Source organism: Salinibacterium sp. SWN139, assembly GCF_015864625.1.
Lineage (GTDB): Bacteria > Actinomycetota > Actinomycetes > Actinomycetales > Microbacteriaceae > Rhodoglobus.
In genome coordinates this window covers 327,971-340,976 of record NZ_JADYWV010000003.1, presented here as the reverse complement: position 1 = coordinate 340,976, position 13,006 = coordinate 327,971, and the positions used below count along the sequence as shown (strand labels likewise).

The window sequence follows — 13,006 nt, the reverse complement described above, 5'->3', positions numbered from 1 at the left end:
GCTGTGGTGGTCGAACTAGTGGAAGCTAGCCGACCCCGTTCATCTGATCCGTTTCAGTCCTGCCGATTGCAGCGATCACTTCTGGGCGCTTCTTGGCAAGGTTGAGGTACCACCCGACAGCCACGACCATGGCCGCAAGGAAGATGTAAGTGATGAGGTTGAGCGGGTACGGCGGTACGGGGTAGACGTTCGCGATGAACACCCAAATCATGCTCGCGACGGCGACGGTAGCGGCGATCCAAACGAGCACGTTGGGGATCTTCTCGCGCTGCGTGTAGATGACACAGGCGATAGCGACGAGGGAGTACGCGACCATGTAGCCGTAGGTGCCGAACGTGTCGACCCAGACCACGATATCCATGGCGTGAACGCCGAAGGCGAGCATGACAACGTCGAGAGCGATCGCGAGCGGACCCGCGACCAAGAGCACGCGGTGCGGCGTCATGTGACGCTCGTGGGTGCGGCCGAAGCGCTCAGGAACAACGCCTTCCTTGCCCATGACGTACAGGATGCGGCCCACGACGTTCAGCGGAGCAACGACAACAGCGAAGAATGAGGCGCCGACGCCGAGTGTCAGAACCGGACCGAACCAGGCTGGCATGCCGATGGTCGTCGAGATTTCTTCGAGTGGGTTGGCGCTCGCGCCGAGACCATCGCCCAAGATGACAACCTGCGTGTAGGCCGCAAAAACGTAAAGGATGCCGACCGTGACCGCACTCCACATGATGGCGCGGGGGATGGCGGTGTACGGGTTGCGAGCTTCACGGCCCAGAGCGTCAGCCGACGAGAAGCCGACGAAGCCGAGAATACCGAGCACCATTCCGGTGGCAACGCCCGAGATGGGAACACCGGTGAGCGAGAACTGCGAGGGATCCCACGCGTTTGCTCCAGCCCAGACGAGAGCCATCACGAGCAGGATCAGAATGATCGCTACCGAGACGAGCTCCAGCACGAGCGAGATGCGAGCGGAGAGGCGGATGCCACGAATCGTGAAGAGCGTCGCGAGTCCACCGAGCAAAATGGCGAGACCGATCTGCGCGAGAACACCGCCAGCGGGAACCCCGATCGCGACGAGGAACTGGCTCATGTACGAGACGGAACCTCCCAATGATCCGGCGGCGATTCCCCAGCATCCGATCAGCAGGGTGACGCCGGCCACGTAGGCTCCGAATGGGCCGAGACCCTTGGAAACATAGGTGTAGAGCGAGCCGGCCGAGGCATGACGCTTCGCGAAGACGGCTACGCAGTAACCAACGCTCAGGATAACGACCGTGGCCAGGATGAAGGAATAAACAGTGCTGTTGCCGGCGCCCAAGAAGATGGCGGCGGCGGTGAACGCGATGACCGCGCTCGGGGCGATGTTGGCAATGGCTTGAGCGGCGAGTTCTGGGCCGCTCATTACTCCGCGGCGCAATCCCACATCGGTGGGGGTCGCGCTCGCGGTTGGTGGCGTGCTGGTTGGTGCTGACATGAACAAACTCTCCTCAGAGTGGGCGTAGTGACGCGAAGTGTCAGGGAATGAGCAGGGTGCGAAGGGCACCGCGGAATTCGAGATCATCGAACGCTTCCGCTGCCTCTGCGAGGGGACGTCGCCCAGATACGAGCGGGTCGAGTTTGAGCTGGCCGTCCATGTAGCGGTCGACGAGCGCAGGGATATCGATAGAAGGGCGAACGCTGCCGTAGTTCGAGCCGATGATGCGCTGGTCGGCTTCGGCAAGAACAAGAGGCTCGAAGGATGCACGAGCACCCGTCGGGGGGAGGCCAACGATGACCGCGGCTCCGCCCAGGCCCAGCATCGTGATGGCCTGTTCCGTGGTGGAAGTGCGGCCGATGGCGTCGAAGGCGTAGTCGACGCCATCGGGAATCAGCTCGAAGAGGGCGGCCACAGCATCCACTTGAGAGGCATCGATGGCGTCGGTCGCGCCGAACTGAGTGGCAAGGGCGGTTTTCTCGGCGCGTACGTCGATCGCAATGATGCGTTCGGCTCCGGCGAGCTTTGCGCCCTGAACGACGTTGAGGCCAACGCCTCCGCAACCGATAACGACCACGGTCGAACCGGGCTCTACTGCGGCAGTGTTGAGCACGGCCCCCACGCCCGTGGCGACGGCGCAGCCGACGAGCGCAACGACATCGAGCGGGGCATCGTCACGAATTTTGACGGCTCCGGATGCTGGAACTACAACTTCTTCAGCAAATGACGAGACACCCAAGTAGTGGTGCATGTTCTCGTCCCCTTCGCGGCTCAAGCGCGAGGTTCCATCGAAGAGCACTCCCTTGGGGGCAACGACCGTGGCAACCTTCTGGCAGCGAGCTTCGTGGCCCGAGCGGCAGTAGCGGCACTCGCCGCACGGCGGAACCCACGAGAGCACAACATGGTCTCCAACGGAGAGCGAGGTAACGCCTTCGCCGAGTTCGACAACAACACCAGAGCCCTCGTGGCCCATGACGAGCGGTGCGGGAGCATCCCATTCGCCACGCTTGATGTGGAGGTCGGAGTGACAGACCCCGGCGGCGGCAATCTTGACGCGTACTTCGCCGGCCTTGGGGGCAGCGAGTTCGACGTCAGTGTATTCGAGCGGCTGGTCGGGGGAGCGGAAGACGATGGCCTTCATGGGTGCCTCCTGAGTGCGTGGATGATTACGCCGATGCTAGGGCCGCAAAAATCTCACGGCACTATGAAATAATGTGAAATCTTGCTGGGATTCCATCACTATGTACACTCAAGCAATGGCTTTCGACGTACGTACCCTGGCGAGATTGCTCGGTGGCGCGCTCAAAAATGCTGATCAACGAGCGAATGCGCCCATCGATTCGGTGATCATGGCTGATGACCTCACGGTTCATGCTCATCCGCAATTTGTTACCGCGATTGTGGTGAGCGCTGACGAGATCGAATCATTACTCGCGCCAGACAGTCCTCGTGCAGAGGCCGTTCGTGCCGGCGTTCTGATCGTTGAAACCGTTGCATTGGTGGCTGGACACGGTGAATCGGGGGCCGATCTAGAAGGCCTGATCGACGTCAGCGGCGTGATGGCCATCCTGTGCCCGCCACGAGCTAAGAGCGCCGTGCTGAGTGAGATCGCGGCGGCGCTCGCTGTAGATCAAGCGGCCGAAGATCGACTCGTCACAAGCGGAACCAAAGTGCTCACCCAGATCGCCCGCCGCGGCGGGGTGAAGGCAGTGATGGCAGAACTGGCTCATCGAATCGACGGGTGGGCTGTGCTGCTCGACAGCCAAGGGCACGCCATTGCCAGTTCGGGAGCGGGAGCGCTGCACGTGCGGGATGCCGCAGCAGTGGCGCTTAACCAACCCGTGCGAGTTCGGCATCCGGGGCTTCAACTGCACTCGGTGGGGTCGAGCGAAGACCTCACCGCGTACCTCGTAGTCGCCTCGCGCGCCGGGGCCATGAGTCGCATTCGCGATCTTTCGTCGCACGGCGCTGCGCTGCTCGACCTGCTCTTGCGCACCCACGACAACACCACGACTGACCGCCTCGGACGCGAAGTGATGATTACGAGCCTGCTGACAGGGCAATCGGCGGATGCTCGCACCCTGCTTCGCCGCTGGGGAGTGCACGAAGACCGGCTGACGGCCTTCGTGCTCAGCTCGCGTTCGAAAGCCGTTGACCTTGAGCGCCTCGTCACTCGTTGGTTCGACGAGCTTGGCTGGGTTCACGTGATGACTCTCGACAACGGAGCGGTGCTCGGCTTCATCCGTGATGACCGAGTGGATGCCCTGGCCACGCGGGTCGAGGATTACGCGCGGGAGGTCAACGTTCCCCTGCGCTGCGGCATCGGTACGAGCGCTCCGATCGAGCACCTCGAACAGAGCGCCTCCGAGGCGCGGCAAGCCCACGAGGTTGCGGTCGCCGACGCTCAAGTTCGCGTTCGCTACGAGGCGTTGCCGACAGTGCGCTTCGTGCTCGATCAGCTTGACAGTGACGCGCAGTCCAGTCTTGCGGGAACACTCAACGGGCTGCGTGAGCGCGATGGTCAGCACGGCGAGCTCACCCGCACTCTTCGTGTATACCTCGCAGAGAATGGATCGCTCGGAGTCACTGCCACGCAGCTTGAGATCCACCGCCAGACTCTCAGTTCGCGCCTCCACCAGATAGAAGAACGCACGGGGCTGTCCATGGACAACCCGGATGATCGCACTGCTGCCTGGCTCGCGTTGCGGGCACTCGAGCGGTAGCGTTCGCGGGCGGCAGGAGTAGCGTGGGACCAACGGAGGGAACTTCTTATGGCCCAGGAACTCGACACCACCGTCTGCATCGCTGGGGGTGGCCCGGCCGGAATCGTGGCCGGCCTCGTTCTGGCCCGCGCCGGCATCGATGTCGTTGTACTCGAGAAGCATGCTGACTTCTTGCGCGATTTTCGGGGTGACACCGTTCATCCGTCCACGTTGAATCTGCTTGACCAGTTAGGGCTGAGCGAGACTGCAGCGGCGATCGAGCACAGCGAGCTTTCCGTCCTTGATGCGGTGATTGACGGCATCCGACTGCATGCCGTGGATTTCACGACGCTGCCAGGGCCGCACCGCTATGTGACGTTGATGCCGCAGTGGGATCTGCTGACCATGCTGGTGGAAGAGGCTCAGCGCCAACCGTCGTTCCGGCTGGTGCTGGAGGCAACGGCCCATTCGGAAATTCAGGAAAACGGGCGCGTTGTCGGAATCGAGGCGTCGACGCCGGATGGCCCGCTGCGCGTGAACGCCGCGCTCTCGGTGGCCGCCGATGGGCGTGCTTCGGCAGTGCGTGATGCCCTTGGCTTAGTGCCGGCCGACTACGGCGTTCCCATTGATGTGCTGTGGTTTCGGGTGCCGCGCCCCACGAAACCGATGCGCGATACCCTCGCCAACATCCGCGGCGGTTCGGCTCTCGTCACCATCCCGCGCCCCGGCTACTTTCAGTGCGGGCTCCTGATTCGCAAAGGCAGTTTTCCTGAGTTTCAGAGTGCCGGTATTGAGGCGTTCCGCGACACAATCGCGAGAACGGCGCCGCGCCTGAGCGAAGTGACCCGCGAGATCGCGAGCTTCGACGATGTGAAGCTGCTGTCGGTGCAGATCAATCGCCTGCATGACTGGTCGGTGCCGGGAGCGATCTGCATCGGTGATGCCGCCCACGCGATGTCGCCCGCGTTCGGCGTGGGCATCAACTACGCCATTCAAGACGCCGTAGCCCTTGCGAACACGCTCGTTCCGGTGTTGCGAAAGCGCGGGACGGATGCCGCAGCGATCGATGCGGCATGTGCTGCGGTGCAGCGTCGCCGCACCCTGCCGACGGCACTCATGCAGCGCATGCAACGAGTGGCGCACCGGCTCATCAATCGCGCCACGAGTGGAATCGTTCTACACAACCCACCGCGCCCGCGGGAGCGCTTCGTAATCGCGGTCGTGTTGCCGCGCGTGCGCCCGATTCTGGCGCGGATTGTCGGCTACGGGTTCCGGCCGGAACGTATCGCGGCCGGCATCCTGAAACCGCGCGCGTAGGGCGAGCGCAGCACACCCCAGTGGGCAGTGGGCAGTGCGGGTAGCGCGGCTGCCGCGAAACGCGGACCGCGCGCTTAGTACGTTTCGAGCACCATCGTGACGGCCCAGACCACGCTGGCGCCGATGAGGGCGGCGAAGACGAGCAGCCAGAACACCGAGGGAACTCCGGTGCGCTTGAACAGCAGGTAGGCGTCGGAGGTGTTCAGCTGGTCGCGGCGGCGCGTGTGCACGCCGATCACGGTGGCGAGGCCGCGCACGCTACCCACGAGCAGGGCGATCGCGATGACGAGAAGCACATAGCTCTGCTGTTCGGGCGTTGCCCATACCCAGAGAGCGGCGCTCGCGGCAGCGGATACCGCCACGACAAGGAAGCCGAAGAGGTTGCGGATAACCACTAGGGTGAGCACCAGAATGATGCCGCCAACGAATAGGGCCATCGCGGTGTAGCCCTGGGTGACGCACCAGAGTTGCACGGCGCCGACGATTGCGGGAGCCGGATAACCAAGCGATCCGCTGATCACGGAGCCGAGTTTGCCGCGACCACTGCTGACGGCTTCGCCCGAATGGTTCATGCGAATCTTCATGCCGTGAACGAAGCGGCCGGTCAGGATCGCGCCGACGGCGTGCCCGAGTTCGTGAACCAGTGTCGTAAAGAGTCCGAACCATTTCCAGATGGGCTGCGGGATGCTCAGCACGGCTGCGGCGGCCACGATCACAATCAGCAGGGTCGGCGAAATGTCGACCGGCGTTGTGCGGGCGAGAGAGTCGAGGAGGGCATCCATTGTCGAATTCTCTCACCTGCACTGGGCATTGCGAGCCATCTTCAGACTCCCACGCCGCGCGAAGTCTGTTCATAGAAACCCCATAGGGTTCTCGGGCTCAATGGGTACCAGCGTGAAAGCGCGACGACATCTCGCACCAACCTGGAGTCCCACAATGAGCCAACTCACCATGATCGCCCTCGACCTAGTCGCTATCGGCCTTCTCACCTTTGCTCTGTACTTCCCGCGTCACCGCCGCCGCGACTTACTCGTGGCCTACCTCATCGTGAACGTTGGCGTTATGGCCGTCACGGTCATGCTCGCCGATAGCGCCGTCGGTGTTGGCCTTGGGCTCGGTCTCTTCGGAGTCCTCTCCATCATCCGCCTCCGCTCCTCGGAGATCGCGCAGCACGAAGTTGCTTACTACTTCGCGGCCCTCGCTCTCGGCCTGATCGCAGGGCTGGGCGCCGCCGATCTCTCGGCCGACACGGCCTCTGCAACAACGCTCGCGAGTTTCGTCGCACCCGCACTCATGGCCATGCTTCTGCTGGTTATGACCTTCGGTGATCACCCAGGACTCTTTCGTGCGTACCGCCAGCAGACGGTGACCTTGGACTCTGCGATTGCCGACGAGTCCACCCTGCGACTCCGTCTCGAGAACCTCCTCGGTGCTCGAGTGCACTCGGTCACGATCAACAAGCTTGACCTTGTCAACGACACCACTGTGGTGGATGTTCGCTACCGGATCACCGGCGGCGCCCACACCTCGAGTGCCACCGCCCCGACCACCGCGTCAGAGCTCCTGGAAGGAGCACACCGATGACTACCCCCGACACCGAGCGCTTCGCCACGATCTCGCTCGACGAGCTGGCGGAACGAGCCTCTCTTCTAACGCGTGTTGACCGCAAGTATCTGGTTCCGGCATCCGATCTGGCCGCCCTGCTCGCTGAGCTTGAGGACCAGGCTCGCGTGCTGGAGATCGACGGTCATCAGCACTTCGACTACGAATCCGTGTACTTTGACACTCCGGATGCTGCCAGCTACCTGCTGGCAGCCCACCCGCGTCGTCGCCGCTTCAAGGCCCGCACTCGCAGCTACATGGACACCGGCGACTGCTACCTCGAAGTGAAGACGAAGGGTTCGCGCGGTACGACCGCTAAGCAGCGTCTACCGTACAGCTTCGACGAGCGCGACCGACTTACGGCAGAAGGGCGCGAGTACATCGACGAACTGCTGCACGATGCCTCGGTGGTCGGTATCGACGCCGACAGCATGGAACCCGTGCTCACGACTCGCTACACCCGCACGACGCTGTTCTTGCCGGGAAGTGGCAGTCGTTGCACGATCGACAGCGCCCTTGCGTGGGAGTGTGACGACGATGCGCTTCGCTTCGACGACACCGTCATTGTCGAGACCAAGTCGTCGGGCCAAGCCAGCGAGGTCGACCGTCTTCTCTGGACGATGGGGCACCGCCCGGATCGCATCTCCAAATTTGCAACCGGTCTCGCCGCCCTTCGGCCGGAGCTGCCGCACAATCGGTGGTCACGGGTGCTTCGTGAGCACTTCACCCCGGCGCTGCGCACCGTCGCGGCGTAACAGGCGTAGCCTTAAGGGATGGACATTCGCACTCTGGGCCGCACCGGCCGTTCTGTATCCGCAATCGGTCTTGGCACGTGGCAGTTGGGTGCCGACTGGGGTGACGTGAGTGAGGCGGATGCCCGCAGCGTGCTCGATACCGCGGTAGACGGCGGAGTCACCTTCTTCGACACCGCCGACGTCTACGGCGACGGTCGCAGCGAAAAGTTCATCGGTAGCTACCTCGCCGATCGCCCCGAGCTCGACATCACGGTCGCGACCAAGATGGGGCGCCGCGAAGCGCAAGACCCCAGCAACTTCACCCTCGCGAAGTTCCGCGAATGGACGGATCGTTCACGTCAGAATCTTGGCGTAGACACTCTCGACCTCGTGCAGTTGCACTGCCCACCCACCGCTGTCTTCGGTATGGACGTCGTCTTCGATGACCTTGACGTGCTCGTCGCTGACGGCGCCATCGCCGCCTACGGAGTGAGCGTCGAGACCGCGGAGGAGGCGCTCACCGCAATCGCGCGGCCGAACGTCGCCAGCGTGCAAATCATCCTCAACGCCTTCCGCCTCAAGCCGCTGGATGCCGTGCTTCCCGCCGCCATCGACGCCGGTGTCGGAATCATCGCCCGCGTTCCGCTGGCCTCCGGTCTGCTCACGGGCAAGTACCGCGTCGACACCACCTTCGCGGAGAACGACCACCGAACCTACAACCGCAACGGCGAAGCCTTCGACGTGGGAGAGACCTTCTCGGGCGTCGACTTTGAGACCGGCGTTGCCGCGGCCCAGGAGTTCGCGGCTTTGCTTGCTGGCGAACCCGCCGTCGCTGATTTCTCGACGCCGCAGGTGGCGCTCGCGTGGGTCGCACAGCAGCCCGGTGTCAGCTCGGTGATTCCGGGAGCACGCAACGTCGCTCAGGCTCAGTCCAACGCCGGTGCTGGCGAAGTACCTGCGCTGAGCGAAGGTTTCCTGGCCGGAGTGCGCGACATTTACGACCGCCACTTCCGCGCTGCCGTGCATCCGCGCTGGTAAGCGAATGCGGTGAGAGCGGCCGCGTCACATCGGTAACAGTGTGGCGTAGTGGCCGCTGATAGCCGCGCCTTTGGGCGGGCGTAAGTTTTGCTGGCGCAGGTTTTGCTAGCGCAGGTTTTACTGGCGCAGGGTGCTGATGGGCTCAGTGTCGGGGATGGGGCTCGCGTCTTTGCCGCGCAGGTCGGGGTGCCAGCCGCGCAAGACGGTGGGAACGAGCACTCCGAGAGCGGCAATGACGGTGGCAGCCCAGAATCCGCCGATGGGGCCATAGGCGTCGATGAGGAAGCCGGCGACGGCGGAACCGAGGGCTGCCCCGATCAATTGGCCGGTGCCGACCCAGCCGTACGCTTCAGCGGTATCGCTGAATTTCACGCTGGCAGACACGATCGCAAAGATGACGGCGAAGGCGGGGGCGATGCCGATGCCCGCGATGAGCAGGGTGATGGAGAGCCACCAGAAGTTGAGGCTGAACATGGCAAGCGCCATGCCGACGAACACAATGAACATGCGGCGGGCGAGTGCCCAGGGGCCGATGGGCAAGTGCCCGAGGAAGAGCCCGCCGAAGAGTGAGCCGATTGCCCAGATGCCCAGCACGAAACCTGCTTGAGGCCCGTCGTGGCCAAACACCGAGACGACGGATGCCTCGACTGCTGCTGCGGCTCCGACGAGCAGGAAGCCGGTGATGGTCGCCAACATCACGGGGGGACGACGCAGCACGGTTCCGAAGGAGCGCTTGCTGCGCGGGATGCGCACCTGGCCGACTTCGGGGCTTGCGATGAACCAGGCGCCTCCGCCGAGCAGGAACGCGCCAGCGACAACGATCGCTGTGGTCGTCGAAATCTGAATAGCGAGGAAGGTTGCCACTACCGGCCCGGCAACCCAAATGATCTCTTGCGCCGAGGCGTCAAGCGAGAAGAGGGGAGTGAGCTGCTTGGAGTTCACCATTTTGGGGTAGATCGTGCGCACGGCGGGTTGCACTGGCGGGTTGCTGAGGCCGGCAATGAGCCCCACGACCATGAACATGCCGACGCTGAGAGGAACCAGCGCGATGGTAAAGATGGCGGCGGCCGAGACAATGAGGGTGAGGATGAGCACCTTGCGCATTCCCCAAATGCCCATCCAGCGGCTCGTGAGCGGGCCGGCAATACCCTGCCCGATACTCGTTGCGGCAAGCACGAGGCCAGCAGCGCCGTAGGAATTGTGGATCTGTTCGACGTGAAGAAGGATCGCCAACGAGAGCATTCCGCCAGGCAGTCGCGCGGTGAGCTGCGCTGCGATGATTCTGGCGATGCCCGGAGTTTTCAACAGGTCGATGTATGCGTTCACAAGAACTCCAGCTTAGCCGTCGAATTGGGCCTCATTCGAGCCGCCGATTGCTGGTTTTATAAGGAATTTTGTGGTGTCAGTGGTTATCCCTAGGCTGTGGAAAACCCCGCGAAGTTATCCACACCTGTGGAGGACACGCCCACTACATCTAGGGTTGGCGAGAGGTGGCACCCACGATATATAGTGGTGAGACCGCTTGGCCGGGGGTCGCGGTTTTCGAGGTTTTATGGGGATTTTAGGGAGTTTTTGTGGCAATCACAGTCGTCAAGCGCAACGGTACGCGAGAGCCGTATGACGCCAACAAGATCAACCTCGCAATCGAAGATGCCGCCACTGGCCTCGACGACAACATCACGTGGGTCACTCAGATCGCGTCCGAGCTTGAGTTGACGCTGTTTGACGGCATCACAACGCAGCAGCTCGACGAAGCGGTCATTCAGGTCGCCCTCCAAAACGTAAAAGATGACCCGGCCTTCGACACTGTCGCTGCCCGTCTTCTTCTCAAGACCATCTACAAGCGCGTTCTCGGTGACTACTCCGACGCTGCTGACCTCAAGCGCCTGCACAAAGAGCACTTCGGCCCCAACGTCATCCGTGGCGTAGAAGAAGGTCTGCTCGACCCGCGCCTCACGAGCATGTTCGACTTGGATGCTCTTGCCGAGCACCTTGAGCCCGCTCACGACGAGCTGCTCAAGTACATCGGTGTTGTTACCCTCAACAACCGCTACGGCATCAAGGGTCGCAACGGCGACGCTCTTGAGGTTCCGCAGTACTTCTGGATGCGCATCGCGATGGGCCTCTCGCTCAACGAAGCGAACCCGAACGAGGCTGCCCTCAAGTTCTACGAAAAGATGTCGAGCCTCGAATACTTGGCTGCCGGCTCCACTCTCGTGAACGCGGGAACGATCTACCCGCAGCTCGCCAACTGCTTCGTCATGGAAATGCAAGACGACATGGAGCACATCGCCAAGACGACGCGCGATGTCATGTGGCTCACCAAGGGCACCGGCGGAATTGGCCTCTCGGTCACCAAGCTTCGCGCTCAGGGTTCGCCCATCCGCTCCAACAACACCACCTCAACCGGTCCCATCCCGTTCATGCACACGATCGACTCGATCCTGCGTGCGGTCAGCCGCGGTGGCAAGAAGTTCGGCGCCCTCTGCTTCTACATGGAGAACTGGCACATGGACTTCCCAGAGTTCCTCGAACTCCGCAGCAACTCTGGTGACCCCTACCGTCGCACCCGCACCGCCAACACGGCCGTGTGGATCAGCGACGAGTTCATGAAGCGCGTTCAGAACGACGACTCCTGGTACCTCTTCGACCCGCTCGAAGTCACTGACCTCAACGAGCTGTACGGCCAGGCATTCTCCACGCGCTACAACGAATATGTTGCGATGGCGGATGCCGGCGAAATGCACATGTTCAAGAAGATCGGTGCTCGCGAGCAGTTCAAGTCGATCCTTATTTCTTTGCAAACCTCCAGCCACCCGTGGCTGACCTTCAAAGACACGATCAACAACCGTGCGCTCAACAACAACACGGGCACGATCCACCTCTCCAACCTGTGCACCGAGATCACGCTTCCGCAAGACGAAGACAACGTCTCCGTCTGCAACCTCGCATCGATCAACCTGTCGCGTCACCTCCTGCCGGAAGGCGGAGTGGACTTCGTGAAGATCGCCGAGAGCGCTCGATTGGCTGTGCGCCAGCTCGACAACCTCATCGACATCACTCGCTCCAGCGTGAAAGAAGCAGACTTCTCCAACGAGCAGAACCGTGCGGTTGGTCTCGGCGTGATGGGCTTCACCGACATCATCGAGAAGCTCGGCTACAGCTACGAGAGCGAAGAGGCCTACGACCTCATCGACGAAATCATGGAGCACGTTTCTTACGCTGCGATCGACGCCAGCACCGAGCTCGCTAAGGAGCGTGGCTCGTACACGAACTTCGAAGGCAGCCGCTGGTCGGAGGGCCTCGTGCCGCTCGACTCCATCGCGCTCACGGAAGAAGACCGTGGCATGGAGATCAAGGTCAACCGCAAGACACGCCTCGACTGGGATGCCATGCGCGAGAAGGTCAAGGGCGGAATGCGTAACGCAACGCTCATGGCGATCGCACCCACCGCATCCATTGGTCTCGTTGCGGGCACCACGCCCGGCCTCGACCCGCAGTTCTCGCAGATCTTCAGCCGCTCAACCTCGAACGGCAAGTTCCTCGAAGTGAACCGCAACCTTGTTGCGACTCTTCAGGAGCACGGACTGTGGGAAAAGAACCGCGAAGCCATCCTGCGCAGCCAGGGTGACATCCAGAACGTTGCCGGCATCCCCGACGACATCAAGGCCGTATTCAAGACGAGCTTCCAGCTCTCGCCGTATGCGTTCCTTGAGGTTGCCGCTCGTGCCCAGAAGTGGATTGACCAGGCGATCAGCCGCAACATGTACCTCGAGACGCGTGACCTCGGAGACATGATGGACATCTACTTCGACGCCTGGTCGCGCGGCGTCAAGACCACCTATTACCTCCACATGAAGCCCCGCCACCAGGCAGAACAGTCCACGGTGAAGGTCAACAAGTCAGAAGAAATTTCGTCGAGCAAGGCTGCAACAGCCACGGCATCCACATCAACCGCGGGCGCAGCTCCCGCACGCCGAGGTTTCGGCGGATTCGCAAAGAAGGCAGAGTAATTATGAACCGCGAAAACACCGTTGAGGACTACTTCGTACCGGTCGACCCCATGGACGACCTCCAGTGCGACAGCTGCCAGTAAGCGCAGCTACTCTCTAACCTCCCCCGGGGAACACGACACCACACCG

General features: G+C 62.3%; 10 protein-coding genes. 6 read left to right on the top strand and 4 right to left on the bottom strand.

Features of this window, described 5'->3' with window-relative positions:
- Positions 1-25: 25 nt before the first annotated feature.
- Both I6E74_RS11570 and I6E74_RS11565 read right to left on the bottom strand, forming a co-directional pair.
- Complete coding sequence (locus I6E74_RS11570) at positions 26-1,471, bottom strand: APC family permease (protein WP_231601518.1); 1,446 nt, start codon at positions 1,469-1,471, stop codon at positions 26-28.
- Positions 1,472-1,511: 40 nt separating this feature from the next.
- Positions 1,512-2,612 carry an alcohol dehydrogenase catalytic domain-containing protein gene (locus tag I6E74_RS11565; RefSeq protein ID WP_197125847.1) on the bottom strand — a complete coding sequence of 367 codons (1,101 nt, stop codon included), beginning with the start codon at positions 2,610-2,612 and terminating at the stop codon, positions 1,512-1,514.
- A 115-nt stretch (positions 2,613-2,727) separates the two neighbouring features.
- Between I6E74_RS11565 and I6E74_RS11560 the strand changes: the two genes are divergently transcribed.
- Both I6E74_RS11560 and I6E74_RS11555 read left to right on the top strand, forming a co-directional pair.
- Positions 2,728-4,194, top strand: coding sequence for a CdaR family transcriptional regulator (locus tag I6E74_RS11560; RefSeq protein ID WP_197125846.1), 1,467 nt, complete (start codon positions 2,728-2,730; stop codon positions 4,192-4,194).
- A gap of 48 nt (positions 4,195-4,242) precedes the next feature.
- Positions 4,243-5,490, top strand: coding sequence for an FAD-dependent oxidoreductase (locus I6E74_RS11555; protein ID WP_197125845.1), 1,248 nt, complete (start codon positions 4,243-4,245; stop codon positions 5,488-5,490).
- 74 nt (positions 5,491-5,564) lie between these two features.
- Here I6E74_RS11555 and I6E74_RS11550 read toward each other — a convergent pair whose 3' ends face one another.
- Positions 5,565-6,272, bottom strand: a complete 708-nt coding sequence (locus I6E74_RS11550; RefSeq protein ID WP_197125843.1) for a M50 family metallopeptidase — start codon at positions 6,270-6,272, stop codon at positions 5,565-5,567.
- 154 nt (positions 6,273-6,426) lie between these two features.
- Here I6E74_RS11550 and I6E74_RS11545 point away from each other — a divergent pair, with 154 nt between their 5' ends.
- The 3 genes from I6E74_RS11545 to I6E74_RS11535 are packed head-to-tail and all read left to right on the top strand — an operon-like array spanning position 6,427 to position 8,864.
- Positions 6,427-7,074, top strand: coding sequence for a DUF4956 domain-containing protein (locus I6E74_RS11545; RefSeq protein WP_197125841.1), 648 nt, complete (start codon positions 6,427-6,429; stop codon positions 7,072-7,074).
- Positions 7,071-7,847, top strand: coding sequence for a VTC domain-containing protein (locus tag I6E74_RS11540; RefSeq protein WP_197125839.1), 777 nt, complete (start codon positions 7,071-7,073; stop codon positions 7,845-7,847). The genes I6E74_RS11545 and I6E74_RS11540 overlap by 4 nt, the downstream gene beginning before the upstream one ends.
- 18 nt (positions 7,848-7,865) lie before the next feature.
- On the top strand, positions 7,866-8,864 hold the full coding sequence (locus I6E74_RS11535) for an aldo/keto reductase (protein WP_197125838.1): 999 nt from the start codon (positions 7,866-7,868) through the stop codon (positions 8,862-8,864).
- Positions 8,865-8,981: 117 nt separating this feature from the next.
- On the opposite strand, the gene I6E74_RS11530 is transcribed toward I6E74_RS11535, so the two are convergent.
- On the bottom strand, positions 8,982-10,190 hold the full coding sequence (locus I6E74_RS11530) for an MFS transporter (RefSeq protein WP_197125837.1): 1,209 nt from the start codon (positions 10,188-10,190) through the stop codon (positions 8,982-8,984).
- 248 nt (positions 10,191-10,438) lie between these two features.
- On the opposite strand from I6E74_RS11530, the gene I6E74_RS11525 reads away from it, so the two are divergent.
- Positions 10,439-12,877: a ribonucleoside-diphosphate reductase subunit alpha gene (locus tag I6E74_RS11525; RefSeq protein ID WP_197125836.1), complete on the top strand. Its 2,439-nt coding sequence runs from the start codon at positions 10,439-10,441 to the stop codon at positions 12,875-12,877.
- Positions 12,878-13,006: the final 129 nt, after the last annotated feature.

Coding starts and splice junctions, on each gene's coding strand:
- I6E74_RS11570 (WP_231601518.1), bottom strand. CDS start 1,471: ATGTCAGCACCAACCAGCACGCCACCAACCGCGAGCGCGACCCCCACC.
- I6E74_RS11565 (WP_197125847.1), bottom strand. CDS start 2,612: ATGAAGGCCATCGTCTTCCGCTCCCCCGACCAGCCGCTCGAATACACT.
- I6E74_RS11560 (WP_197125846.1), top strand. CDS start 2,728: ATGGCTTTCGACGTACGTACCCTGGCGAGATTGCTCGGTGGCGCGCTC.
- I6E74_RS11555 (WP_197125845.1), top strand. CDS start 4,243: ATGGCCCAGGAACTCGACACCACCGTCTGCATCGCTGGGGGTGGCCCG.
- I6E74_RS11550 (WP_197125843.1), bottom strand. CDS start 6,272: ATGGATGCCCTCCTCGACTCTCTCGCCCGCACAACGCCGGTCGACATT.
- I6E74_RS11545 (WP_197125841.1), top strand. CDS start 6,427: ATGAGCCAACTCACCATGATCGCCCTCGACCTAGTCGCTATCGGCCTT.
- I6E74_RS11540 (WP_197125839.1), top strand. CDS start 7,071: ATGACTACCCCCGACACCGAGCGCTTCGCCACGATCTCGCTCGACGAG.
- I6E74_RS11535 (WP_197125838.1), top strand. CDS start 7,866: ATGGACATTCGCACTCTGGGCCGCACCGGCCGTTCTGTATCCGCAATC.